We start from the raw sequence: 25,990 nt of genomic DNA, 5'->3' as shown, positions 1-25,990 counted from the left end.
ATATACTATGATGAAACACTTACTTGTTGCAGTCGCCATGCTGATTACTTATCAGGCCCAGGCTCAATTTACCTTCGATGTAGAATCCGGGCTGGCTTTCCAGGGATATAACAATGTCAGGATTCCCAATCAAGGAGGCACTTCCTTTAATTTTACCCGGGATTTTGATGCCAAAGGCCTGGTCATTCCTTTTAGGCTGAGAGTCGGATATACCTTCAATGAAAAGAACCATATCTTTGGCCTTTTTGCACCGCTCAATGTGAATTATGAAGGAGCGGCACCATTCGACATTGCTTTTCAAAACTCCACCTTTGGCGAAGGGGAGAATATAGATGGGTTTTATAAATTCAACAGTTACCGGCTTACGTATCGCCGTGATATCGTATCCACTGATCGCTGGGTAGTAGGTATAGGGTTCACCGCAAAGATAAGGGATGCCAGCGTAAGGCTTACTTCGGAAAATGGCACCGCGGACCGTAAAGATGATGTCGGCTTTGTGCCGCTGCTCCATCTTTTTACAGCATATCAGCTCCCCGGCTGCACACTTTTTCTGGAAGGGGATGGCCTGGCTGGTGGACCTGGAAGGGCATTTGATTTTTTTCTGGGAGGCAAATTGCCGGTTTATTCAAAGTTGGACCTGAAAGCAGGGTATAGGATATTGGAAGGTGGGGCGGATGTAGATGAGGTTTATAATTTTACCCTTATCAATTTTGCTTCCATAGGTTTGATATTGACCCTCTGATAAAATATTTTACCCTAAGAAAGGAAGCTTGTGAGTACATGCAATTTTATATTATTACTTGTACTTATGACAGATTTTAACACAAAATGAATGTATTATGATGGTGATAAAAAAGTACAATACTGGGTTTATTTTATATAGTATGATGGTTTTAGTGATGGCTTCGTGTAATATGGATCAACATCTTCCGGCAGAAGAGGCGGAATTGACCCAGGAAGATGAGTTGTTCATGACCAATGCGGCTCATTTTAATAGGTTAGGTCTGGAATATGCCAGGCTGGCGGAGCAGAATAGTACTGATGGGTTGATATTGGCCTATGCCATAAGGATGAATGAAGAGTACGGCCTCGCCAAAGCACAGTTGGAAACCCTTGCGGAAAGCTATGAAATAACTATAGCGGATAGTCTGCCTCATCCCCAGCAAACCCAAATAAACAATTTGGCTGCATATGATGGAGAAATGTTTGACAGTCTCTATATCCAAAAGAACATAGAAGCTTTTATTTGGGGCCAGGAGATCATGGAGGGGCAGGTGGCCACGTCCAATGTTCAGGAGCTGGAAGGTTATGCCAGTCAACAACTGGCACAGATCAATCAAAGGTTATACGATGCACAATTGATCCAATCAGAAATACAGCAATAGATTGTTTAATAAACATATAAATATATTAAACAAAATAAGGGCCTGCTATATACAGGCCCTTATCTTTAAAAATGAAGGTTATTTTGGCATCAATACTGAATCGATAACGTGGACCACACCATTGCTACCATCCAGGTCAGCAGCAGTTACTTTGGCTCCGTTGATCGATACTGTTCCGTCCTTGATTGATACGGTAAGGTTTTTACCGTTGATGGTTTGGATAACCTGCCCATCGGAAAGATCCGCTGCTTTAACTTCTCCAGATACCACATGGTAGGAGAGGATGTCGGTAAGCTTCTCTTTGTTTTCCGGTTTTACCAGATTGTCTACGGTGCCGGCAGGCAATTGCTCAAAAGCTGTATTGGTAGGGGCAAATATGGTAAAAGGGCCATTGCCTTTAAGGGTTTCTACCAATTCAGCAGAAGAAAGGGCAGCTACCAATGTAGTATGGTCTGCGGATCCTATGGCTATATCCACTACCGTCTCATCTGCTTCTGATTCTGCAGGGGTGACTTCAGTTTCTTCAGCTACATAGCTGCTATCCGCAGTGGTGTCTTCGGTGGAAGAAGTGGTAGTGGCATCACATGCCATCAATATACCGGCAGTAGCAAATGCAGCTGCAATGGATAATGTTTTCAAGTTTTTCATATTGTTTATAGTGTTTAAATTATAATTAAACACTATGTATGCCACTAACTATTCTACAATATAAAGTAAGATCCGAATGTGCCAATCGATAATAATTAGCCCTGTATTACTTAATTTTAATTTGATTTTAGAATTAAATAGCATGAGAATAGGTGTTTTAATCACAAAATATGGGGAGTTTAAACTGCTGACCTGTAGAAAATATTCCCGACTTGTGGAATTTATTTTTTGCGATTGAAGCCTTTTTAGACAATTATTTCGGATCCAGTATAATAACTGGTAAACCCTCTCTGTCTCCACTTATCATCCGTAAAAACACAGCCTAAAATAATGGTGGGAAAATCGATGATTAGGGATTTATGATGCTTTTCCATAGGTATGTAGGCTTTCTGTTCATTACTATATATTGCTGAGTGAATAAAATAACTAAATTTAGGTAGCCATTTAACCTGAGGAGCGGTTATATGACAGGTGGCCTAAATAAGGCCCCTGAGGGATACATGCAGGAAGTATAATAGGAAGTGATGGATATTCATGCTTCATTATCATAAATTGGCCTTGGTAATTATTTTTACCTACTCCATCACCGGGATGAGGATGATAGGGCTGTTTTTTTAATAATGATTTAAAGGAATGGCTGTATAATCCCTTATGGTTATTAGAATTTAAGCTAAAAAGCCTATTAAATTTTAACGGGCTAATGTTTTCCTTAATATTTTGTTTATTTTAGAAAAATGGTAATAATCGTATTTGGAGTATCGGGGTCAGGCAAAACTACCACTGGCCAACTTTTAGCAACACAACTTAACATGCCATTCTATGACGCAGATGATTTTCACCCTGCCGAAAATGTAAAAAAGATGTCAGCAGGCATCCCCCTTCAGGATGAAGACAGAAAGCACTGGCTTGAAGAATTGGCTGAAAACATCAAAGAATGGTCTAAAGGCAAAGGAGCAGTACTGGCCTGTTCCGCATTAAAAGAAAGATATAGAAAGCAGCTAAATGTTTCGGACAATATACACTGGGTATTTTTAAAAGGGTCTCCTGATCTGATCAACCAGCGGATAAATGCACGCAAAAATCATTATATGAACCCCGTGCTGCTGAACTCACAAATAGCGGATCTAGAAATGCCTGAATATGGCATCACCGTAGACATCATAAAAGCACCACATTTAATCGTAAGAAGAATTATGGATAGACTAGAAAACAGAGTGTTTAACTTTGGAGTAATCGGGATGGGGGTGATGGGAAGAAACCTGGCCCTCAATCAAGCTGAAAAAGGAACAAAAGTAGCTATATATAACCGTCATGTACTGGGCTCGGAAGAAGGAATAGCTGCCCAGGTGGTACAGGATAACCCTGATTTTCATCTGGCGGCCTTTGATGACCTTAAGGATTTTGTCACTTCCATGACTTCTCCAAGGGTGATCCTTCTCATGATTCCTGCCGGAAGGCCAATAGACATGCAGCTGGATGACCTTATCCCGCTATTGGAAAAAGGAGATGTGGTCATCGACGGTGGTAACTCTTATTACAAAGACAGTAAACTACGTTCCCAGCGGCTGGCGGAGCACGGTTTGCATTTTTTGCCCATGGGTGTATCCGGGGGAGAGGAAGGAGCACGAAAGGGACCTTCCATGATGCCGGGGGGATCAAAGGAAGGCTATGATATAGCCAAACCTTTTTTAGAACCGATGGCTGCCGTGGATAAGAACTTAAAGCCATGCATTACCTATGTGGGGCCGGAAGGTTCAGGGCACTTTGTAAAGATGGTACATAACAGTATCGAATATGGTGAAATGCAGCTATTGGCAGAAGTGTATTATATTTTCAGGAAAAACTGGGGTATGGATCCTATAGAGATAAGTGAGGTCTTCGCCACATGGCGGGACCATCACTTGGATAGTTATTTATTGGAAATAACCATAAATATCCTCAAAAAGAAAGATGGAGAGCACTATCTTCTGGATATGATCCTGGATCAGGCAGAGCAAAAAGGGACTGGTGGCTGGTCTGTCGGTACCGCGCTGGAATACGGTGTGCCCTATGGTCCATTGGTAGAAGCGGTCATGGCGCGGACTTTAAGCGCCAGGAAACAGTTTCGGACAGAAATGTCTAAGCTAATTGCCTATAAGCCTGCTGCAGGTTTCGTAAAAGATGAAAATACCGATAGGGTTAAAAATGCCTACGCCATGGTGAGTTTATTAAACCATGCGATTGGTTTTGATCTGATCCAGACGGTTTCCAAAACCAATGGATGGGATATTAACCTTTCGGAAGTTTCCAGAATCTGGACCAATGGCTGTATCATCAGGTCCACTCTAATGGATGATCTTGTCAATATATTTAAAGAAAGTGAAGATGTTTTCAGTTCCTTGAAAGCGGTAGAAGCTTTCGGAGAAAGCCAGGTAGACCTGGCCTATACCGTCTCCCAAAGCTTAAATGAGGGCACCGCTATTCCGGTCATGTCTTCGGCTTTAAACTATTATCTGGGCAATATTACCAAGGATTCCCCGGCCAATATGATCCAGGCCCAGCGGGATTATTTCGGGGCACATACCTATAGACGTGTGGATGCTGACAGCAGTACTTATTTCCATACGGACTGGACTGCCGACCATGATTGATCCAGTACTGCTATGGGCTGTATTAATAGGGGTATCCGTCTTATTGGTTTTAATCCTATACTTTAAAATACAGGCCTTTCTATCTTTGCTGATATCCAGTATATCTGTTGGATTGGTAGCAGGGATGCCAGTGCGGGAAATTCTATTGAGTATACAGCAAGGTATGGCGAGTACCTTGGGATTTATAGCCATAGTGGTAGGATTGGGGGCGATGCTGGGTGCCATCTTAGAAAATTCGGGAGGGGTACAGGCTCTGGCCACCTTTGTACTTAGGCGAGCCGGAGAGAAAAATGCATCTTGGGCTTTGATGATTACCGGGTTTTTGGTCAGTATCCCTGTGTTTTTTGATGTTGGCGTAGTATTATTGATTCCGATAGTGTATGCTTTGCAGAAAAACACAGGGAAGTCTCTGCTATATTACGGTATGCCTTTACTGGCAGGACTGGCTGTCACCCATGCTTTTATTCCGCCTACTCCTGGTCCGGTAGCCGTGGCAGATATTCTAGGGGCGGATTTGGGATGGGTGATCTTATTTGGTTTTTTAGCCGGTATTCCTGCGGCGGTCATCAGTGGACCTGTCTTTGGTAAGTTTATAGCCAAGCGCATCATGGTGACCGCACCGGAAAGTTATATGGATCCTCCTTCGGATAGAAAGCTGCCCTCTGTGCAGATGGTGGCGGCACTATTAGGACTTCCGTTAATATTGATCCTGTTAAATACTTTTTCCCAGACATTGGTCAATAAAAGCGCATTTTCTCCTGTAGTTTTAGAGGTGCTGGCTTTTGTGGGGCATCCTTTTACCGCACTTATCATTGCCAACTTATTGGCTTGGTATTTATTGGGAATCAGAAGAGGATATACCAAACAGGAACTGTTGGATGTGAGCACCCAATCTTTAGGGCCGGCTGGCGTGATTATTTTGATTACGGGAGCAGGGGGGGTGTTCAAAGAGATCCTTACCCAGACTGGGGCTGGGCTGATGTTGGCAAATTACTTAATGGAGGTGGGTTTCGCACCGATTATATTTGGTTATATCGCTTCCGCATTGATTCGCTTGCTACAGGGGTCTAGTACGGTGGCCATGATCACCAGTGCTGGGATGACTGCTGCCGTTCTGGAGGGTATTGATTATACTGATTTTCAAAAAGCCGCTCTGGTCATAGCCATCGCCGCAGGTGCTAGCATCTATTCTCATGTAAATGACAGTGGATTCTGGCTGGTGAGCAAATATTTCGGAATGGAAGAAACACAAACGCTTAGATCATGGAGTGTCATGACTACCTTACTTTCCGTAGTGGGATTCGGAGTCAGCCTTATACTGTGGGTGATATTATAAATGGAGGTCTTGGGTACAGGTAGGGAACAGGATGATCCCTCTTTTTGGGTAGACAAAACATGTCTTTCTCATACCTTAATTAAATCCAGGTATAAGCATAGGCATTCCATAGCTTTTTAGATTTTTTAAGGATTATGTTTTGGCCTTGAACTTTTATTAGTCTATTTTGGGGTTAAACTAAAAATCTCAACACTATATGAAAACAATCACTTCAGGACTGCTTGCATTTATAGGTATTTTAATGGCCCAAACCGTGTTTGCCCAGGCCTCTGATGCCATAGTCGGTACATGGTATAATACTGAAAAGGATGCAAAAGTCGAGATATTCAAAGAAGGGAACAGGTTTTATGGAAAGATAGTCTGGCTACAGGAACCAACGGAAAATAACCGGCCAAAAGTAGATAAAAATAATGCTGATAAATCTAAAAGAGACAGGCCCATCATGGGGATGAGGCTATTAAATGACTTCCAATATAAAAGCGGTACGTGGGAAGAAGGAACTATTTATGATCCTAAAAATGGTAAGACCTATTCTGCTACGATCAAGAAAAAAAATGAAAATACTTTGGAGGTAAGAGGATTTGTGGGTATTTCATTAATAGGAAGAACAGTAGAATGGACAAGGGCCAATTAATGTTTATCTAACCTGTAATCCTTCGACTGTGAACTCCTTTTAGGCCAAGTAAGGAGTGTCCTGTGAGAGAGGTAGAGCTATCAGCTGGCCTGGGTGGTGGGAAATCTTTCCACCACCCAGGCCAGCTGGGCTATCGGGGGTATCAATGAGTAATAAGTAACGGCCTCTTTTGCCACTGCCAAAGGAGTAAATAACGGGTCTTCAAAAAGTATCCTGACCGGCTGGCATTTTTTTGTGTAACTTCACCCCGGCATCGTTATAAATGATCGAAGGATGTATAATGCTATAAGTGACCTACCCGTATGGCTGAAATAACCATTAAATACCTGGCTGAAAAATTAAAAATGGCCCCTTCCACTGTTTCTAGGGCGCTTAATGATAGTTATGAAATAAGCCAGCCCACTAAGGATAAAGTGCTCAAGCTCGCCAGGGAACTGAATTATCAGCCCAATCCATATGCCCGCAGCCTGAGGGAACATAAAAGCAAAACCATAGCGGTCATCATACCGGAGCGGATCAATAATTTCTTTAGCCAGGTAATAGATGGTATAGAGGATGTTACCCAGCAACATGGTTTTCACCTTTTGATGTACAATACGCATGAAGATATTCAGCTCGAGCGAAAAATCATTTCCTACCTGCTTAATGGTCGGGTAGATGCTATAGTAATGTCTGTCTCGAGCCAGACCAGCGAAATAGACCATCTTGAAACCGTGTTTTCTAAAGGGCTGCCTATTATATTCTTTGACAGGATATGTCCCCAGATACCCACCACCCAGTATATTACCAATGATTATGAAAGTGGCTTTAAAGCCACCGAACATCTCATTACTAGGGGATGTAGTAAAATCCTGTTTTTGTTATTGTCAAAAGAGATATCCATAGGAGTGGAAAGGCTCAGAGGTTACCGTGATGCTTTAAAAGCCCATAAAATCGTGTTTGAAGATTCCTGGATAGTCCAGTGCTGCCATGAAGAGCAGGATAATGTGGAGAAGATCTCTATGCTCCTTCAAAGCCCGCAAAGGGCTGACGGTATACTGGCCTCTGTTGAAAAATTAGCCATAGCTACTTATCGGGCTGTGAATAAACAAAAACTCAGCATGCCCAAAGATATAAAGCTGGTCAGCTTCTCTAATATGAAGATAGCTGATCTTCTATGTCCGTCACTTACCACCATATCACAACCTGCTTATGAAATAGGAAAGGAATGTGCCATTCAGCTGATGAAAAAGCTGAGCAGAAAAACGCAGCCGGATCTGGAATCTGTAACGAAAACCTTCCCTTCTATTATCAATATCAGGGAATCATCAGGGGGTTGATTTTTTCATTGGGATATTAAAACGCTTTGATTTTAATAGGTTACGAAAATTTATAAAAACTGCTAAGGATGTTTCAGGTGTAAATTATCTATCATAACTCCTGCCCTATCCTTATGATCAATGGAATTACCTATATCCGTTCTGTCCAAAATCTCATATCGTCCCGCCGGAGGAGTGCCGGTAATGTGGCCTATGGCATGGCGGAGAAGAATTTCATTCACATCGCCAAACTGTCTTAATCGCTCTGTACGCTCATTAACCTCAATATTGGGGAGGAAGCCATTGCCATAATCTGATTCGTCCCTACTGTTGTAACTCTGCATGATGATGGGTAGTATTCCGTAAGTATTTTCAGGATTATTTTCTTCTTCTATAACAATAGAACCTACGTTTTTGCCTGTAGTTTTCTCACCTATGATAATGACATCCATAAAAGGTCTTAGGCTGTTGATGATCAATTCAGATGCGGACGCAGTGCTATTGGTAGTCAAAACATATACTTTTCCACCCAGCTGAGCTCCTATGTTTTCAGGTTTGTTTAGAAATAAGGATTCGACATCATCATTACCTGCTATCGCCATCAAATTGCTATTGTACCTTGTTTTTGAAAAAATAGATTTGGAGGATAGATTAGGGGCTATCAGACTGGCCAAATTTACAGCACTGGATACATAGCCTCCTCCGTTATACCTAAAATCAACTATAAGGTGATTTACGCCTTCCGTTTTGAAATTTTGAAATATCTCATCCATTTCATTATCATAGAGTGGAACAGTGTTAGGTGTCTGTGGAGTAGGACTTGGTGCAAAGAAATGATATACGATATACCCTATTTTTTGGTTATCTATGGTAAATACGGTGTCCATATAATTGGGGTTTTCGGATACTCGTGCTACTTCCATCTGTATGTCTGGCTTGCGTTCAAAATTATCCAAAGCAGCATTATATCTACTGTAACTGATGGTATGGGCATTGCCAATTTCACTTATTAAGGTGCGATAGTTGGTAATGGTGATGTTTTTACCATTGATCCCTGTAATAATATCACCTCTCAGCAGGTCTTTGGTAGCTGCGGGACTGCCTCTTTTTACATAATTGACTTCCGCTATCACTTGTCCCGGATTTTGGGTAGAGAAGAGGTAAAATTCATATCCTGCTTCTGTGCTTGTGCCACCCAGACCATCCGTCAGTTCTGTAGCGTTATCAAATATGGCTGAAAACCTATCTGTAGGTTTGTTCAATAAGGCTTCAAAATAATCTACAGGTTCAAGTTCAATGGAGCTGGGGGTTTTCATTTCTTCCAACCATAAGTAGTATAAATCCATTTCTTTCTTGATCCAGTTGTTAATGGATGCATTGCGGCTGAGTTCGACTGTTTCTTCTTCCACCAGTGGTGTTTCCGGCTCTTTACAGGCGCCTAGGAGCAGGACTGAAAAAAGGGGGAGGAAAAGTAAAGGATGATGATTTGAATATCGAAGTTTCATAGGGCGTGTGGATATAGCGATGTTAAATTTACATCTAAATCTAATTTTTAGGTTATTAAATATAATAATTTTTAGAAAAAGCTGGTGAAAAAAAATAGAAATTATAATATGATTTTTTTACCATCATGATGAAAAATTAAATGTTGGCCTGGATATGAGCAGGTTAAAAATGGTACATCGGCAGTGATGGCAGGATTACAGGTCCTATGAAAATGGTATAGGGTATGATTAGAGGCATTCCTACGTGCAAAAAATAAAAAAGGAGCAGGGTTACAGCTTAGCAGGATACCACATAGCTTTACTTTGGCAGATTAATATAAGCACTTCCCTCACTGGGAGGTGCTCAAGGTAAAGTCTGAGGTTTTGCTGTCCAGAAGCTTTCCTTTTTCGCATTTCAGTACCCTATAGGGGTGTTTTTTGAGCAGCTCATGGTTATGGGTAGCCATAAGTATGGCGGTACCCTGTTTGTTGATATCCTGAAACAGTTGAAATATACCGTCTGCCACTTCAGGATCCAGGTTTCCTGTGGGTTCATCGGCAAGTAGGATAGAGGGATCATTGAGCAATGCCCGTGCGATCACCACACGCTGTTGTTCTCCGCCGGATAGCTGGTGGGGCATCTTGGTAGCGGCACCTCCCAGGCCTACCCGCATCAGTACTTCTGCCAGGCGTGTTTTCATTTTGGTTTTGTCTTTCCACCCGGTAGCCTTCATGACGAAAAGTAGGTTTTCGGCCACACTCCTGTCTGTGAAAAGCTGGAAATCCTGAAATACAATGCCTATTTTTCTTCTTAAGAAGGGGATCTCTTTAATTTTAATATTATGTATGGTGTAGCCGGCCACTTCCGCTTCTCCCATCTGCAGTTTGAGATCAGCATACAATGTTTTTAAAAGGGAGCTTTTGCCGCTGCCGGTCCTTCCTATCAGAAATACAAATTCATATTTTTCTATATTGAAAGACACATCTTGCAATACGGTATTCATCCCTTGGAAAATGCAGGCGTTTCTTACTTGAACTATAGGGTCACTTGAAAACATTATAAGTTAGTTGTTATTCTTTGGTGGTAGGTATGTAGTTAAACGGACCTGAGCAGAAAAGTTTGTATTATAAAGGAGGATTTACAGTTCAAGCTTCTGCAGTTTGCCAAATGGCAGGGAATTGATCACTTCTTCCAGTGCTGCCTCTTTCCCTTCCCATCCGAATTTTTCAATATTTTTCATGGGTCTATCGGCTCTAAAGTAAGCCACTAAGACAAAGTTTTCATCTCTGATCTGAATATAATCCGGTATTTTGGCTTTTCCTTTTACTTTGATAATATACATAGGAGAGGGTGGCTAAATGTGTTTTGTCCGAAATTTAAGTAAAAGAGAAATGGATAAAAATTTTTTTAAAAAAGAAAGTTGACCAGCTACCTATACCTTTATGCGCTACAGCTCTAAAAACATAATGATTACTGCCATGTTTTATCTTAGAACACTAAACTTTATATACTATGGGTATTGAACTGATAATATTATTACTGCTGATCATCATTGGTATATTCGTATGGGTTGGTTATGCAGGCAAGAAAAAGAAAGCTGATAAAGGGGATGTGGATGATCAAAGGTCTTCCAAGCCGGGGCATAAACATTGATTGTCCCTATATTACAAAAGGCGCAAAATTAATTTGCGCCTTTTGTTAAATATGCTGATCCATGTGATGACACATGGAGTAAAGGCTTAGGTCAATTTTCCGGCAGCTTTATTATGGTCTGATAAGAACTGGGCCAATCCAGAATCTGTCAGAGGGTGCTTAAGCAGACCTGTGATGACTTTTAATGGACAAGTCACTACGTCAGCACCTATTTCAGCACATTTTACCAAGTGCATGCTATGTCTAACCGAAGCAGCCAACACTTCTGTCTCAAAACCAAAGTTCCCGTAGATATGTACGATCTGCTGGATCAGTTCCAAACCGTCATAGGATATGTCATCTAAACGGCCTATAAATGGAGATAGGTAGGATGCACCTGCTTTAGCTGCCAGTATGGCCTGACCTGCTGAAAAGACCAATGTACAGTTTGTCCTGATGCCTTCGCTGTGGAAATATTTTATGGCTTTGATACCGTCTCTGATCATCGGTATTTTCACTACTATCTTATCATCGATTTTAGCAAGTTCTTTACCCTCTCGGATAATAGCGTCATAATCAGTGGCGATGACTTCAGCACTTACTTTATCATCTACTAAATCACAGATGGCTTTATAGTGGTTGCGTACGTTTTCTTCTCCTGTGATGCCTTCTTTGGCCATCAATGATGGATTGGTGGTCACACCATCCAGTACACCCATGTCATAGGCTTCTTCTATTTCACTAAGATTAGCGGTATCAATAAAGAACTTCATTATAAAAAGAGGTTTAAAGGTTTAAATTAACTCTGACAAAATTAATAGAATATTGCGAAATACCTTGAAAAATTTAGTTTGATATAAAGAATAAGGTATAAAAAAAAGTAAGCGGCATCGCACCGCTACAACCACTTACCCTTGCTTCCTTCCGGACCTGGGGGATTCAGCAGGAGCTGGTCGTGCCGCTTGAAACAAAGGTACGCAAAAAGCCCTTCCATCCAAAATAAAGTACAAAAATAAGTAGCCCCTCACTTTAACTGGTTAGGAATCAAGCCAAAAAAAATGGCAGTATAATTGTATAATTCGAATTATGAAAAATCTGTTGTTAATTTTAAGTATGATAGCCCTTTTAAGTTCCTGTGCTATTTTCACCCAAAGAAATGAGTTTCGGCTCGGTATGTCTGAAAACCAGTTCCTGAGAAGAAACCCTGCTGCGGTCATCAGCCAACTGGAAGGAAATACCAAAGTCTATAGGGTACAGCGGGACGACAGGTTTTACGTATTGGCTACTTTTGAGGACAGGGCACTCACCCATATTGAGGAACGCGAAATCGCCCCGCTTTGGCACCATAACAACGATCCGCTAGATTCCGGGAATTGATGTTAACTTAGACCTTTAAGGTGTAAATTGAATTCCAATGGGCTGCATGGAGTAAATTCATCCTCAGCAAGGTCCTCAAAGATTTCCTCATCAAAATCTAAATCTGTTTTTTCCACTTTTCCATCCGGATGGATGATCAGTTCAGTGCCGGTAAAATCTTCTTGGTTTACCTTGACCAAGACTTTATAGTCATCGAATACCCTTTTAAAATATTGAGCAATGGTATCTTTCATCTTTTTTTTATTTGTTTTTTATGAATAGGAGAAATCTGGCAGGATACTCTGATATTATTGGGGTCATGTCTTGATTTAAAGGTTTTTGTCATGCTGGATGGCTTCTTTTTAAATTGTTTTTTTATAGCCATGCTTATCCCATAAATCCAGCCGGATAAACATCCGGGACATGTGCATACCGCTTCGGGTAATTTGTTACATGACCTATATCATATTCAAAGTTTTTGATAATTTTTATGCAAATATTTTTGTAAAAATAAAACCTTTTCTAAATTTGTTGCAAATACAAATAAATATGATTTCAAATCTTACTCAATATTGGTGGTGGCATCACTTACTTTTGGAAAAAAGGAGTCAGCTAACTTATGCCTAATATTTGAGTATTATTATATATCACTCAAGGCTTGCTGGATTCCGGCAAGCCTTTTTTTTTACTTTTCTTTAATGCCTACGTACTATGGATCAGATCAAATTACATACCGAATACAAAAAGTTATTGGCCGATACTTTGACCCCGGTAAGCATTTACCTGCAGGTCAGGGACAGGTATTCCAATCCGATATTGCTTGAAAGCTCAGACTATCACGGGCAGGAAAACAGCTATTCCTACATTTGTTTTGACCCACTGGCTTCCTTTACTTTTCATAACGGCAAAGTATATGAAAAATATCCTATGGAAGAAAAAATGGAAAAACCACTTCAACCGGGTGAAAAGCTCATGGATAGGCTCAGGTCTTTTTCTGCAGCTTTTGGTGCAGAAGACTTTCCGTTTAAGTTTATTTCGAATGGTCTCTTTGGGTATACCCAGTATGATGCGGTCAACCAGTTTGAGGATATCCACTTACAGAACCCAACTGATTCCAGTACTCCTGTGATGCATTATGCAGTATACAGGTTTGTCATTGTGGTCAACCATTTTAAAAATGAGCTTTATATTTTTGAACATTCCGTCAATGGGGAAGCAAGCCGCATAGGCCAGATTGAGACCTTACTGAAAAGCAGAAACATACCTTCATATACTTTCTCATTGGCAGGGGGCGAGGTATCCAATTATACAGATGCTGAATTTTTGGAAATATTAAAAACCGGAAGGGACCACTGTTATAAAGGGGATGTTTTTCAGATAGTGCTTTCAAGGATGTACAAAACCGGATTTAAAGGAGATGAATTCAATGTATATCGTGCTCTGAGGTCGATCAATCCTTCTCCATACCTTTTTTATTTTGACTATGGTTCCTTTAAGGTGTTCGGCAGTTCTCCGGAAGCCCAGATAGTGGTAAAAAATGATATGGCCACCATATTTCCTATAGCGGGGACCTTCAAACGGACCGGTAACGACCTGGCTGATGCAGAGCTGGCCAGAAAGCTATATGACGATCCAAAAGAGAATTCGGAGCATGTCATGCTGGTGGACCTGGCCCGAAATGACCTGAGCAGGACTTCGGAAGAAGTGAATGTGGAGGTGTTCAAAGAGATCCAATATTACTCCCATGTCATACATTTAGTGTCCAAAGTGACAGGAAAACTCCCAGAAGGAGCCAATCCGCTACAGTTGGTAGCGGATACTTTTCCGGCAGGCACCCTCTCGGGAGCTCCAAAATATAAGGCCATGACCCTTATAGATGGACTGGAAAACACATCCCGTAAATTTTATGGTGGCGCTATTGGATACCTGGGCTTCAGAGGAGACTTTAACCATGCTATCCTTATCAGATCATTTGTATCTGAAAATAACCAGCTCAGGTTTCAGGCAGGAGCGGGTGTGGTCGCAAAATCTTCTATAGAAAGCGAGCTGCAGGAAGTGACCAATAAATTGGAAGCGCTGAGAATAGCATTGAAAATGGCCGAAAATGTTTAATTTTATTTGGATATGAAAATACTAGTGCTGGATAATTATGATTCTTTTACCTATAACCTGGTATACCTGCTACGAGAACTGGGCTTTGGCAAAAGTATGGACATCTATAGAAACGATAAGATAAGTCTGGAGGATGTCGGGGCTTATGATAAGATACTATTGTCCCCCGGACCCGGTGTGCCTTCAGAAGCAGGCATCATGCCTGCCCTGATCAAAAAATATGGCCCAACCAAAGATATCCTGGGTATCTGTCTGGGGCATCAGGCCATAGGAGAAGCGTATGGTGCGAGGATCATTAACCTGTCCGAAGTAGTCCATGGAGTGGCTACAGAGGTGAGGGTAAACCCGGACTCCATTTTTAGCGGATTGCCACCTAGCTTTAAAATAGGCAGGTACCACAGCTGGGTAATCGATGAAAGTACCCTCACACCCGAACTGGAAGTAACCGCCAAGACACCGGATGGCCAGATCATGGGGGTGCGCCATAAAACTTATAAAGTAAAAGGACTGCAGTTCCACCCAGAGAGTATCCTGTCAGAACATGGTAAACATATGATCCAAAACTGGATTTCCGGATAGCTCTTGGATTTAAAATAAAGTTTGATAGCACCATAAACCACTGATAATGAAAGAGATTTTGAACCACCTTTTTGAACACCGGACCTTGGAGAAAGATCAGGCGAAGGACATTTTGAAAAATATAGCTTCCAATGTTTACAATCAGAGTCAGATAGCGGCCTTTCTGACGGTGTATTTGATGAGGAGCATTACCGTACATGAGCTGATGGGGTTTAGAGAAGCCATGCTGGAGCTTTGTGTACCGGTGGATTTGGAAGGATATGATGCCATAGACCTCTGCGGTACCGGCGGTGACGGCAAGGATACCTTTAATATTTCCACCCTATCTTCCTTTGTAGTGGCCGCCTGTGGACAGCACGTGGCCAAACACGGAAATACGGGCGTAAGCTCTATCTGTGGATCTTCCAATTTGATGGCCTATTTTGGTCATACCTTCTCTGATGATGCTTCCTCCCTTCGCAGAAATATGGACGAAGCTGGTATTTGCTTTCTCCATGCGCCACTTTTTCATCCGGCCATGAAAAATGTAGCCCCTATCAGAAAAGAACTGGGAGTAAAGACATTCTTCAATATGCTCGGGCCAATGGTCAATCCGAGCTTTCCTAAAAAACAGATGGTCGGAGTCTTCAGTTTGGAACTGGCCCGGCTATATGGCTATCTTTATCAAAACAATGATATCCAATTCAGTGTTCTGCATGCCTTGGATGGATATGACGAAGTATCCCTGACGGGAGATTTCAAATTGATATCCAACAAAGGGGAGGAATTAATGGCACCCGAGCACCTAGGGCTGGGCAGATTAGCGGCTTCCGATATCGAAGGGGGCAAAACCATAGCTGAATCAGCAAAAATATTTGAAGATATATTGAGGGGAAAAGGGACCAATGGGCAGAATGAGGTAGTATTGGCCAATGCAGCCATAGCCCTGAGGACAGCGGATAGCAATCTTTCTTTGACCGAAGCTGTTGATAAAGCACGCGAAGCCCTGGTATCAGGCAAAGCCCTTCAGGTATTTAAATCCCTGATAAGTCCTAAAGTTTCCATCAGCTTAGCTTAAACAGTATATAAATGAATATCCTAGAAAAAATAATCCTTCATAAGCATAAGGAAGTAGCAGAGAGAAAAAGCTTGATCCCGGTAAAATATCTGGAGCAAAGCATCTTTTTTGAAAGCGAAGTGGTGTCTATGAAAAAATACATACACCACCCGGAGAAGTCAGGTATCATAGCCGAATTTAAACGGAAATCTCCATCCAAAGGCATGATCAATGTCAGCTCCAATGTGGAAGGTACCAGTATCGGTTACATGCAGGCGGGTGCATCTGCCCTGTCTATCCTTACAGACAAGGAGTTCTTTGGAGGTACGAATGAGGACCTGACTTTAGCCAGAAAATATAATTTCTGTCCGATCCTAAGAAAGGATTTTATCATAGATGAATACCAGATCGTGGAGGCCAAATCCATAGGTGCTGACTGTATCCTCCTGATAGCGGCAGCTTTAGAACCAAAACGGCTAAAAGGACTGGCTGATTTTGCCAAATCTTTGGGTTTGGAAGTCTTAATGGAAATACATGATGAGGATGAACTGCAGCCGTACCTGAACAGCCATTTGGATCTGATAGGGGTAAACAATAGGAGTTTAAAAACTTTTGATGTTTCTGTACAGACATCCCTTTCCCTGGTGGATAAGATACCAAATGAATTTACCAAGATCTCCGAAAGCGGCTTGAGCAACCCTGAAACCCTGGTCCAACTGAAATCAGCAGGGTATGATGGCTTTTTGATAGGGGAGAATTTTATGAAAGCCAGCAGGCCTCATGATGCTGCCTATCAGTTCATCACACAGTTTAAGAAATTGCTCCAAGATCAAAAGGTATACTGATGCTCATAAAAGTCTGTGGCCTCAAAGATACTGACAATGTAGAAAAACTACTCTCCCCGCAGTGTCCCGATCTTCTGGGTATGATCTTTTATGAGAAATCCCAGCGGTACATCGGATCAATACCTTTTACCGTAAGAGGTGAGGTGAATAGGCCTATAGCTACAGTGGGGGTTTTTGTGAATACCGATATAGATGTGATTATAGATAGGCAGCGTATATTCGGTTTTGGGTGGGTGCAGTTACACGGAGATGAAGCGGTATCTTATATCAGGGAATTGAGAGAGCGGACAGATTTGAAAATCATAAAAGTATTTCGGGTATCAGATAAACTTGATGAGAATAAAATGGCACCATATGAGCCCTGGGTTGATTACTTTCTCTTTGATACCCAGACACCCCAGTATGGTGGGTCGGGCTATACATTTGACTGGCAAATCCTGGAAGCCTATAGTTTGAATACACCGTTTATCCTCAGTGGGGGCATAGACTTAGGGCATACTACCGGTTTGATTTCAATGTATAATAGCCATCCAAAGATGGCCGGGATAGATATCAATTCCAGGTTTGAGACCATACCGGGCATAAAAGATCCCGATAAAGTAGCCCAGTTTATCAATATAATCAGAGAAAATACAACTAATCAGATAAGTTATGATAGGAATAGATGATAAAGGATTTTATGGGAAATTTGGAGGTGCTTATATTCCTGAAATGCTGCACCCAAATATAGAGGAGCTGAAACAAAATTATGTTGCTATCATCGAAGACAAAGCCTTTCAGTCCCAGTTTGACAACCTGCTGACAGATTATGTGGGACGGCCTACACCCCTCTACCTAGCCAGCCGCCTTTCTGAAAAATACAAGGCTAAAATCTACCTGAAACGGGAGGATCTCTGCCATACAGGTGCCCATAAAGTAAACAATACCATAGGACAGATTCTCTTGGCCCAAAAACTGGGAAAGAAAAGGATCATCGCAGAAACCGGTGCAGGTCAACATGGGGTGGCTACCGCTACGGTCTGTGCACTCATGGGAATGGACTGCACCATATACATGGGGGAAGTAGACATTGCCCGCCAAAGACCGAACGTAGAAAGAATGAAAATCCTTGGCGCTAAGGTGATTCCTGCGTCCTCTGGAAGCAAAACTTTAAAGGACGCTACTAATGAAGCGATGAGGCAATGGATCAACGATCCGGTAGACACCCACTATATCATTGGCTCAGTGGTAGGCCCTGATCCCTACCCGGAGATGGTGGCTAAATTCCAGTCTGTCATCAGTAAAGAGATTAAAATACAGCTAAAGGAGAAGGAAGGAAGAGAAAACCCAGATATGGTCATCGCCTGTGTGGGAGGGGGAAGTAATGCAGCAGGGGCCTTTTATCACTATTACAATGAACCTGATGTACGCTTAATCGCCGTGGAAGCTGCCGGTCTGGGCATCCATAGTGGAAAATCTGCTGCCACCACAGCACTTGGAAAAATGGGCATACTTCACGGAAGCAAAACCTTATTGATGCAAACTGAAGATGGACAGGTAGTAGAACCCCATTCCATTTCTGCCGGTCTGGACTATCCTGGTATAGGTCCCATACATGCGCACCTCTTTGACATCGGAAGGGCCGAGTTTGTAGGTGTGGAAGATAAACATGCCATGGAAGCAGGTATAGAACTGAGCAAACTGGAAGGTATCATTCCCGCTATAGAATCAGCCCATGCCCTATATGCGCTCAACCAAATTGAATATAAACCAGATGACATTATCGTCATCAACCTATCAGGACGGGGTGATAAAGACCTTGAGACTTACATCAAATGGGGTAAGTATTAAGTTGGTTTCTTTGCCATAGCTGACATTAAATTTAATTTTTCATGAACAGAATAGATAGATTATTTCAAGAAAAACAAGAGAAGATCCTCTCTATATATTTTACGGCAGGATATCCTAAGATAGACGATACGCTTCCTATTATGGAAGCTATTGCCGCAGCCGGAGGGGATGTAATAGAAATCGGCATTCCTTTTTCAGATCCCATAGCAGATGGGCCCACCATACAGGAAAGCAACAAGTTGGCCCTGGAGAATGGTATGACTTTAAAGCTTCTTTTCAGACAGTTGGAAGGCATGCGAGAAAAAATATCTACGCCGGTAGTGCTGATGGGGTACCTTAATCCTATTATCCAGTATGGAATGGAGGCATTTTGCAGCAAGTGTCAGGAGGTGGGCGTGGATGGTTTGATCCTACCGGACCTTCCCATGCAGCAGTACTTGGATGAATTTAAGGAGGTATTTGACCAATATGGATTGAAAAATACCTTTTTGATTTCGCCTCAGACAAGTGAAAACAGGATCAGAGAGATAGACAGGCATTCTGATGGTTTTATATATATGGTGTCCTCTCACAGTATCACTGGAGCAAAATCGGGTATTTCAGATCAGCAACTGGAGTATTTTCAGCGGGTGAAAGACATGGATCTGAACAATCCCAGACTGATAGGATTTGGTATATCAGATCATGAATCATTTGAAAAAGTCTCCGGATATGCTCATGGTGCCATCATCGGAAGTGCCTTTATTAAGGTGCTTAGCAGTGCTAAAGAGCTTAAATCGGATATACAGACATATATACAGGAAGTGAAAAAATACAATTATGATCATTCAAGTTAAAACAGATATATCCGATAGGCAAAAGGAGGATATCATTACCGAAGTGAATAAGGTCGGTTATAAAGTTACAGAAGTGCAAACCCAGCTTGGTACCTATCTTATCGGGATAGGATCGGCAAATTTTGATATCAGGAAATTTGGTCATAAAGAAGGCATTCAGGACATCCATATCGTCTCAGATGATTATAAGCTGGTATCCAAAAAATGGAAGGTAAAACCTACATCTATAGATCTCGGGGATGGAATACATATTAAAGATGGCGATATGGCCCTCATGGCAGGACCCTGTTCTATAGAAACAGAAGAACAGATCATCAAAGTCATAGACCATCTAAAAGCTACCGGTATCAAGATCATGCGTGGAGGGGTTTATAAACCTCGAAGCAGTCCTTATGCTTTCAGGGGATTGGGTTTGGAAGGGTTGAAACTTTGGCATCAACACGCCAAGGCGGCCGGTATCAAAATCGTCACTGAAGTAATGCAGGTGTCTCAGATAGAGGAAATGTATGACTATGTGGACATCTATCAGGTAGGTGCACGTAATACTCAGAATTTTAACCTACTGGATGAACTGGGAAGGGTAGACAAAGCAGTTATGATCAAAAGAGGTATTTCAGGTACCATAGAGGAGTTGCTTCAGTCTGCCGAATATGTTTTTTCAGGAGGAAACGAAAAGCTGATCCTCTGTGAAAGGGGAATCAGGACCTATGAAAAGGCCAGCAGAAATACCTTGGATTTAAATGCTATTCCCATATTGAAAAGTAAATCGCATCTGCCTGTAGTGGTAGATCCTTCACATGGAATAGGTATTAGGCAGTTTGTCTCACATATGGCACTGGCAGGGGTAATGTCAGGAGCTGATGGGGTGATCTATGAGACGCACGAGGTACCAGAAAAGGCCTATTCCGATGGGCAGCAAACGCTGGATTTCCATCAAAGCGCCTTGTTGGCTGACCAGATACGTCAGACCTTTGCACTCCGTAATTCCTTTGTTTTATAAAATAAGGAAAATTGCTTAAGTTGATGCTTATGCTTACTTTAGCAGTATGAAGAAGAAAATTTACTTAAATATAAGCCACCATCATCATTCTGTACAGGGATGAGTGCCTGCTATTATTTGTAATACATATAATGTCAAGCCTAATCCCTATAAATGGATTAGGCTTTATTTTTCGATACTCCTTTAAAGATGATTATTATTTATATAAACCCAAGTAAATATGACTACCAAAACCCAGGATTGGGTCTTTAAGGACCCCCGACTCCAAAACATGCAGCAGGACTATGCCGCCTATACCCCTGAAGATTTTCAGGTATGGAAAATCCTATACGACAGGCAGATTGTAAATTTACCCCAGGCAGCCTCGATTGCTTACCTGGATGGTATTAAAGAGATCAATTTTACCGCTGACAGAATAGCAAATTTTGAACAGGCCAACCAGGTCCTGGCCAGATCCACTGATTGGGCCATACAGGTAGTTCCCGGACTTATAGATGATGATCTTTTCTTTGGGCTGCTGAATAACAGAAAGTTTCCCTCATCTACCTGGCTTAGAAAAATGGAACAGCTGGATTATCTTGAAGAGCCTGATATGTTTCATGATGCCTTCGCCCATATGCCACTATTGACCAACCAGCCTTATGTGGACTTTCTAGAAAAATTAAGTGGAATAGCACTCAAACATATTGAAAACAAATGGGCCATACAATTATTGTCCAGGATCTATTGGTTTACCATAGAATTTGGTCTGATCAGAGAAAACGGTGCATTACGGATATATGGAGCAGGAATACTAAGTTCTGCTGGAGAGACCAAATTCAGCCTTTCTGATGAGCCCATGCACCTTGAATATAATGTTGAAAAAATTATGAGGACATCATACTGGAAAGATAAATTCCAGGATAAATACTTTATCATTGATTCCTATGAGCAACTCTTTGAATCGTTGCCAGAGATAGAAAGGATCCTGGATATCATGATCGGAGAAGGTCCGGTGGACCAATACAAACAATAATTCTCTTGCGAAATACCCCTCCGTAAATTCATAGAGGGGGTTTTTATACTATTTATTAAAGATGCGTGTAGCGATTATAAAATATAATTCAGGCAATGTCAGGTCCGTTCTATATGCTTTGGAGCGGCTGGGTATAGAGGCCGAGCTTACCGATGATTGGGAGAAAATCAAAGGGGCCGAAAAAGTAATCTTTCCGGGACAGGGTGAAGCCAGTTCGGCCATGAGGTACCTGAAAGAAAGGAAACTTGATCAGCTGATCAAAGAGCTGAAACAGCCTTTTTTCGGAATATGCCTGGGCCAGCAGCTTCTCTGTGAGCATTCTGAGGAGAATGACACTACATGCCTCGGGATATTTCCCGTTAAAGTAAGAAAATTCCCACCGATAGATAAAGTGCCCCATGTAGGTTGGAATAATCTGGAAAACCTTAAATCACCTCTACTTGAGGGACTTGATGAAGAGGCTTTTGTATATTATGTGCACAGTTACTATGCTGAATTGTCTCCCTTTACCATCGCGAGTACCCACTATATGGATAACTTCAGTGCACTACTTCACCGGGATAATTTTTATGCCATGCAGGCACACCCAGAGAAAAGTGGATTGACAGGAGAAATTATTTTACGCAATTTTCTAAATTTAAAATAACATGGAAATCATACCAGCAATCGATATCATCGGGGGAAAATGTGTCCGACTGACCCAAGGGGACTATTCCCAGATGAAAACATACAGCGATTCGCCTTTGGAAATGGCAAAAACTTTTGAAGAAGCAGGCATTCGAAGGCTGCACCTGGTAGATCTAGATGGCGCTAAGCAAAAACATATCATTAATCAGGATGTGCTGAAAAGCATAGCTCAGGGCACCTCTTTACAGGTGGATTTTGGGGGTGGTGTACAGTCGGATGAGGACATAGAACTGGCCTTCAGTTCAGGTGCCCACCAGATCACGGGTGGCAGCATAGCGGTTAAATTACCTTCTTTGTTTGAAAGCTGGATCAATAAATATGGGGCAGAAAAAATTATCCTCGGTGCTGATGTAAAAGATAGAAAAATAGCCATCAGTGGCTGGCAGGAAAATACTGAAGTGGATGTCATCGAATTTATCAACAGCTATATGAAATTGGGGGTACAGTATGTCATATGTACTGATGTGGCCAAAGACGGACTGCTTCAGGGGCCATCTATTGAGTTGTATAAAGAAATAATGGCAGCCATACCAGAGATCAAACTTATTGCGAGTGGAGGTGTATCTGACTATCAGGATCTGGAGAAACTGGAAAATATAGGTGTATATGGTGCCATAGTCGGTAAAGCTTTTTATGAAGGCAGAGTTACACTTGAAGAGCTGGCTTCTTTTCAAAAATAATCTACCATGCTGACAAAAAGAATAATACCCTGCTTAGATATAAAAGAAGGCAGGACTGTAAAAGGTATTAATTTCGTGGCACTCAAAGATGCCGGAGATCCAGTGGAGTTGGCTAAAATCTATTCTGATGAAGGTGCTGATGAATTGGTTTTTCTGGATATAACCGCTACCGTAGACAAAAGAAAAACGCTGGTAGAATTGGTTACAAAAGTAGCAAAGGCCATCAACATTCCCTTTACGGTAGGTGGGGGGATCAGTACCGTAGAAGATGTGAAGGCGCTACTGATAGCTGGCGCTGATAAAATCAGCATCAATTCCTCGGCAGTTAAAAATCCTGATATTATAGATCAGATGGCAGCTGAATTTGGCAGCCAGTGCATAGTAGTGGCCATTGATACCAAAAACATTGACGGTCTGGATTTCGTCCACACGCATGGGGGACGCAAACCTACTATCCTACAAACCCAAGAATGGGCAGCAGAGGTAAGCCGTAGAGGAGCGGGAGAAATACTTTTGACCTCTATGGACCATGATGGGACTAAAAACGGTTTTGCCAATGACATCATCAGTGAACTCTCCACAATGCTTCCGATTCCTATCATTGCTTCAGGTGGGGCTGGAAATATGCAGCATTTTAAGGATACATTTACAGCAGGAAAAGCGGATGCGGCATTAGCTGCGAGTATTTTCCACTTTAAAGAGATCAGCATCCCCGATCTTAAAGCCTATCTTGGAGAGCAGGGGATAAGTGTTCGGTTGAAGTAATATTTATATAAAATAGAAATAATGAATATCAATTTTGAAAAGGTAAACGGTCTGGTCCCTGCCATCATCCAGGATGCAGCAACCAATAAAGTGCTGATGCTGGGATACATGAATCAAGAAGCGGTGGACCAGACCATATCTTCTGGAAAGGTCACCTTTTTCAGTAGAACTAAAAATAGGTTATGGGTGAAAGGTGAGACTTCTGGTAATTTTTTAAACATGGAGTCCATTGAGCTGGACTGTGATCAAGATACGCTATTGGTCAAAGTAATACCGGTGGGGCCAGTATGCCATACAGGAGATGATACCTGCTTTGCAGAGTCCAATGAATCTAAAACGGCTTTTATTGATCATCTTAGATCGATTATAAAAGAAAGAAAGCTCAATCCATCTCCAAAATCCTATACTTCCTCGTTATTTACCAGCGGTATCAATAAAGTGGCCCAAAAAGTAGGGGAGGAGGCTGTAGAAATCGTCATAGAAGCTAAAGATGATAATAAAGATCTTTTCTTAGGCGAAGCTGCAGACCTTCTGTTTCATTACCTCATCCTTTTGGAGGCTAAAGAAATAGAACTGGATGAAGTCATGCAAGTGCTGATCCAAAGACACCATAAATAAAAAAGGTGATCCTAATACAGGATCACCTTTTTTAATGGCTATATATTATTAATAGGCCGGGAACTCTTTCAGTAAACCCCGGAAGTCATCTATCATTTCCCAATGGGGCTGGTAGGTCAGCATTCTGCCGCCGTGAGAAATCGGCGCACCTGTTATAATATAATCTATAGCAGCCTTAAACCTTCTTTCGGTAGGATCTCCCCAGTTTTTGGAAGGGTCATCAGCAGCGGCCACATGAACGGGGAATCCATCAAAATATTCTGCCCTGCCATTCCTATTGGCTATAGAAAAGGTAATGGGAACCAGTTCCACATTGTTTTCTCGCAGTGTCCTGTTATAGGAAGAAAGTGGGAAAGAACCTACAGGCTTGCCATAAGTGTTAGCACCTATTAATATGACCTCCATATAGGGTTCCAGCACATTGATCAGCAATTCACTGGCAGAAGCTGAGCTTCTGGAAGTGATGATAAATAGCCTGGGAAGATTCAGTTGACCTTTTTTGGCAAATGTAGCGGAATTGTTTTGATTGGCCTTTTTTAAATTATGGGTATTGGTGTACATCAACCCTCCGTTTGCTGCAGAGGGGACTAGGTAATTAAGGATCTGTTGGGTGACAGCTATAGAACCACCTCCATTATACCTAAGATCTATGATCAGTTCATTGATTTGTTTTGATTCAAAATAGTTGAATGTTTCATCTACCTCAAAGCTCATGCTGTTAGCTGGCTGGGCATTTGGAGAGGCACGGAAGCTGTTATAGACCCAATATCCAATTTTTTTATTACCAGATTCAAATACTGTTTTTAAAAGGACAGAATTTGACTGATAATCTTGCTTGTCTATGGTCCTGACAGTTTCACTGCCGTCAGGAAGTTTGAATTTAAAAGAATTGGTCAAACCTGGTGTATTGGGGCCTATCTGAAAATCATAACCACTGGCAGTTTTATATTGGGAAATAGGTTTATTATTTATTTCCAGTACCCTCCAGCCTCTTTTCCAGCCATCTTTTCCTGCAGGAGAAGCATCATACACAAACAGGATATAAAGATGTTCATTTTCGTCAAGACCCCAGCCAAAACCATGACCGGCATTTTGACCAGTAAAAGCTTTGTAAAAAGCATCCTGTGTGGTCAGGTAGGACCACCTGTCCAAGGGCTTATGGATAATGCCATCAAGGAGTACATCATTTGAGCTATATTGACTTACGTTAATGGTCTCCGGTAATTGGTCAGTCCAGAAATACCATTCCTTCATACTCTCAAATATGGCAAGTTTTACCTTATCTTCAGTTTGGGGGATGGTCTGTGCATCTTCTACTTCCTCATTACAGGAAGAAAGGACGGTAACTATTAGGACCAGCGATATTATATTTATTAATAATGAAGATAATTTGTTCATATGATAGAATTATATGGGTACATATATACGATAAATGTCTCCAAACCAGTTCGGTAAATGTAATTTATTTTTTGAATATTCTAATACAGGAACATTTAATTTCTAAATATTCACTGCCATAAATATTTAATCTTTCTTTAAACTTCTCCGTATGCTTTTCTGTTAGGGAAGGGAAAATCAAAAGG

The 25,990-nt window shown here is 41.6% G+C and carries 28 protein-coding genes and 1 other RNA gene; 21 read left to right on the top strand and 8 right to left on the bottom strand.

What is annotated here, in order from left to right; genetic code table 11:
• Positions 1–7: 7 nt before the first annotated feature.
• Both EL17_RS11400 and EL17_RS11395 read left to right on the top strand, forming a co-directional pair.
• Entirely contained in the window at positions 8–742 is a 735-nt protein-coding gene (locus EL17_RS11400; protein WP_164675064.1) for a hypothetical protein, read from the top strand.
• A gap of 97 nt (positions 743–839) precedes the next feature.
• Entirely contained in the window at positions 840–1,385 is a 546-nt protein-coding gene (locus EL17_RS11395; RefSeq protein WP_035074002.1) for a DUF4142 domain-containing protein, read from the top strand.
• Positions 1,386–1,463: 78 nt separating this feature from the next.
• On the opposite strand, the gene EL17_RS11390 is transcribed toward EL17_RS11395, so the two are convergent.
• Positions 1,464–2,033, bottom strand: a complete 570-nt coding sequence (locus EL17_RS11390) for a fasciclin domain-containing protein (protein WP_205623556.1) — start codon at positions 2,031–2,033, stop codon at positions 1,464–1,466.
• Positions 2,034–2,767: 734 nt separating this feature from the next.
• Here EL17_RS11390 and gndA point away from each other — a divergent pair.
• The 4 genes from gndA (at position 2,768) to EL17_RS11370 (ending at position 7,952) form a co-directional block, all read left to right on the top strand.
• Positions 2,768–4,663, top strand: coding sequence for an NADP-dependent phosphogluconate dehydrogenase (gene gndA, locus EL17_RS11385; protein ID WP_035074000.1), 1,896 nt, complete (start codon positions 2,768–2,770; stop codon positions 4,661–4,663).
• Entirely contained in the window at positions 4,611–5,999 is a 1,389-nt protein-coding gene (locus EL17_RS11380) for a GntP family permease (RefSeq protein WP_240485978.1), read from the top strand. The genes gndA and EL17_RS11380 overlap by 53 nt, the downstream gene beginning before the upstream one ends.
• A gap of 196 nt (positions 6,000–6,195) precedes the next feature.
• Entirely contained in the window at positions 6,196–6,633 is a 438-nt protein-coding gene (locus EL17_RS11375; RefSeq protein WP_035073996.1) for a DUF2147 domain-containing protein, read from the top strand.
• Between the two features lie 302 nt (positions 6,634–6,935).
• Positions 6,936–7,952: a LacI family DNA-binding transcriptional regulator gene (locus EL17_RS11370; protein WP_035073994.1), complete on the top strand. Its 1,017-nt coding sequence runs from the start codon at positions 6,936–6,938 to the stop codon at positions 7,950–7,952.
• A 62-nt stretch (positions 7,953–8,014) separates the two neighbouring features.
• Here the strand turns inward: EL17_RS11370 and EL17_RS11365 are convergent, their stop codons facing one another.
• From EL17_RS11365 to EL17_RS11355, 3 genes are all read right to left on the bottom strand, one after another.
• The gene (locus EL17_RS11365; RefSeq protein WP_035073992.1) at positions 8,015–9,436 is read right to left on the bottom strand and encodes a S41 family peptidase; all 1,422 of its coding nucleotides are present in this window, start codon (positions 9,434–9,436) and stop codon (positions 8,015–8,017) included.
• Positions 9,437–9,765: 329 nt separating this feature from the next.
• Positions 9,766–10,476: a cell division ATP-binding protein FtsE gene (locus EL17_RS11360; RefSeq protein ID WP_035073990.1), complete on the bottom strand. Its 711-nt coding sequence runs from the start codon at positions 10,474–10,476 to the stop codon at positions 9,766–9,768.
• 78 nt (positions 10,477–10,554) lie between these two features.
• Complete coding sequence (locus EL17_RS11355) at positions 10,555–10,758, bottom strand: hypothetical protein (RefSeq protein ID WP_035073988.1); 204 nt, start codon at positions 10,756–10,758, stop codon at positions 10,555–10,557.
• 170 nt (positions 10,759–10,928) lie between these two features.
• On the opposite strand from EL17_RS11355, the gene EL17_RS23510 reads away from it, so the two are divergent.
• Complete coding sequence (locus tag EL17_RS23510) at positions 10,929–11,069, top strand: hypothetical protein (RefSeq protein ID WP_164675063.1); 141 nt, start codon at positions 10,929–10,931, stop codon at positions 11,067–11,069.
• 86 nt (positions 11,070–11,155) lie between these two features.
• On the opposite strand, the gene fsa is transcribed toward EL17_RS23510, so the two are convergent.
• Both fsa and ffs read right to left on the bottom strand, forming a co-directional pair.
• Positions 11,156–11,821, bottom strand: coding sequence for a fructose-6-phosphate aldolase (fsa, locus tag EL17_RS11350; RefSeq protein WP_035073987.1), 666 nt, complete (start codon positions 11,819–11,821; stop codon positions 11,156–11,158).
• Positions 11,822–11,924: 103 nt separating this feature from the next.
• Positions 11,925–12,015: signal recognition particle sRNA small type (ffs, locus tag EL17_RS23120), an RNA gene on the bottom strand.
• A gap of 119 nt (positions 12,016–12,134) precedes the next feature.
• Here ffs and EL17_RS11345 point away from each other — a divergent pair.
• Entirely contained in the window at positions 12,135–12,425 is a 291-nt protein-coding gene (locus EL17_RS11345) for a hypothetical protein (protein ID WP_035073986.1), read from the top strand.
• 2 nt (positions 12,426–12,427) lie between these two features.
• Here the strand turns inward: EL17_RS11345 and EL17_RS11340 are convergent, their stop codons facing one another.
• Positions 12,428–12,658 carry a hypothetical protein gene (locus EL17_RS11340; RefSeq protein WP_035073985.1) on the bottom strand — a complete coding sequence of 77 codons (231 nt, stop codon included), beginning with the start codon at positions 12,656–12,658 and terminating at the stop codon, positions 12,428–12,430.
• Positions 12,659–13,115: 457 nt separating this feature from the next.
• On the opposite strand from EL17_RS11340, the gene EL17_RS11335 reads away from it, so the two are divergent.
• From EL17_RS11335 to hisIE, 13 genes are all read left to right on the top strand, one after another.
• Positions 13,116–14,516 carry an anthranilate synthase component I family protein gene (locus EL17_RS11335; protein ID WP_035073984.1) on the top strand — a complete coding sequence of 467 codons (1,401 nt, stop codon included), beginning with the start codon at positions 13,116–13,118 and terminating at the stop codon, positions 14,514–14,516.
• Between the two features lie 12 nt (positions 14,517–14,528).
• The gene (locus EL17_RS11330; RefSeq protein WP_035073983.1) at positions 14,529–15,095 is read left to right on the top strand and encodes an anthranilate synthase component II; all 567 of its coding nucleotides are present in this window, start codon (positions 14,529–14,531) and stop codon (positions 15,093–15,095) included.
• A 46-nt stretch (positions 15,096–15,141) separates the two neighbouring features.
• Entirely contained in the window at positions 15,142–16,152 is a 1,011-nt protein-coding gene (trpD, locus tag EL17_RS11325; protein WP_035073982.1) for an anthranilate phosphoribosyltransferase, read from the top strand.
• Positions 16,153–16,163: 11 nt separating this feature from the next.
• Positions 16,164–16,976, top strand: coding sequence for an indole-3-glycerol phosphate synthase TrpC (gene trpC, locus EL17_RS11320; protein WP_035073981.1), 813 nt, complete (start codon positions 16,164–16,166; stop codon positions 16,974–16,976).
• Positions 16,976–17,644, top strand: a complete 669-nt coding sequence (locus EL17_RS11315; protein ID WP_035073980.1) for a phosphoribosylanthranilate isomerase — start codon at positions 16,976–16,978, stop codon at positions 17,642–17,644. Before trpC ends, EL17_RS11315 begins: the two co-directional genes overlap by 1 nt.
• Positions 17,628–18,806 carry a tryptophan synthase subunit beta gene (trpB, locus tag EL17_RS11310; protein ID WP_035073979.1) on the top strand — a complete coding sequence of 393 codons (1,179 nt, stop codon included), beginning with the start codon at positions 17,628–17,630 and terminating at the stop codon, positions 18,804–18,806. The genes EL17_RS11315 and trpB overlap by 17 nt, the downstream gene beginning before the upstream one ends.
• Before the next feature lie 41 nt (positions 18,807–18,847).
• Complete coding sequence (trpA, locus tag EL17_RS11305) at positions 18,848–19,642, top strand: tryptophan synthase subunit alpha (RefSeq protein ID WP_035073978.1); 795 nt, start codon at positions 18,848–18,850, stop codon at positions 19,640–19,642.
• Complete coding sequence (aroF, locus tag EL17_RS11300; protein WP_035073976.1) at positions 19,626–20,642, top strand: 3-deoxy-7-phosphoheptulonate synthase; 1,017 nt, start codon at positions 19,626–19,628, stop codon at positions 20,640–20,642. Before trpA ends, aroF begins: the two co-directional genes overlap by 17 nt.
• Positions 20,643–20,862: 220 nt before the next feature.
• Positions 20,863–21,657: a phenylalanine 4-monooxygenase gene (locus EL17_RS11295; protein WP_035073974.1), complete on the top strand. Its 795-nt coding sequence runs from the start codon at positions 20,863–20,865 to the stop codon at positions 21,655–21,657.
• Positions 21,658–21,718: 61 nt separating this feature from the next.
• Positions 21,719–22,303: an imidazole glycerol phosphate synthase subunit HisH gene (hisH, locus tag EL17_RS11290; RefSeq protein ID WP_035073972.1), complete on the top strand. Its 585-nt coding sequence runs from the start codon at positions 21,719–21,721 to the stop codon at positions 22,301–22,303.
• 1 nt (position 22,304) lies between these two features.
• Positions 22,305–23,024, top strand: a complete 720-nt coding sequence (gene hisA / locus EL17_RS11285) for a 1-(5-phosphoribosyl)-5-[(5-phosphoribosylamino)methylideneamino]imidazole-4-carboxamide isomerase (protein WP_035073970.1) — start codon at positions 22,305–22,307, stop codon at positions 23,022–23,024.
• A gap of 6 nt (positions 23,025–23,030) precedes the next feature.
• The gene (gene hisF / locus EL17_RS11280) at positions 23,031–23,789 is read left to right on the top strand and encodes an imidazole glycerol phosphate synthase subunit HisF (protein ID WP_035073968.1); all 759 of its coding nucleotides are present in this window, start codon (positions 23,031–23,033) and stop codon (positions 23,787–23,789) included.
• Between the two features lie 21 nt (positions 23,790–23,810).
• Entirely contained in the window at positions 23,811–24,407 is a 597-nt protein-coding gene (gene hisIE, locus EL17_RS11275) for a bifunctional phosphoribosyl-AMP cyclohydrolase/phosphoribosyl-ATP diphosphatase HisIE (protein ID WP_394332162.1), read from the top strand.
• Positions 24,408–24,455: 48 nt separating this feature from the next.
• Here the strand turns inward: hisIE and EL17_RS11270 are convergent, their stop codons facing one another.
• The gene (locus tag EL17_RS11270; protein WP_035073964.1) at positions 24,456–25,805 is read right to left on the bottom strand and encodes a S41 family peptidase; all 1,350 of its coding nucleotides are present in this window, start codon (positions 25,803–25,805) and stop codon (positions 24,456–24,458) included.
• Positions 25,806–25,990 lie beyond the last annotated feature (185 nt).

It is taken from the genome of Anditalea andensis, assembly GCF_000714815.1.
Taxonomy (GTDB): domain Bacteria; phylum Bacteroidota; class Bacteroidia; order Cytophagales; family Cyclobacteriaceae; genus Anditalea; species Anditalea andensis.
Note: the sequence above shows the minus strand (reverse complement) of the source record. Positions and strands in the feature narration are given on the sequence as shown.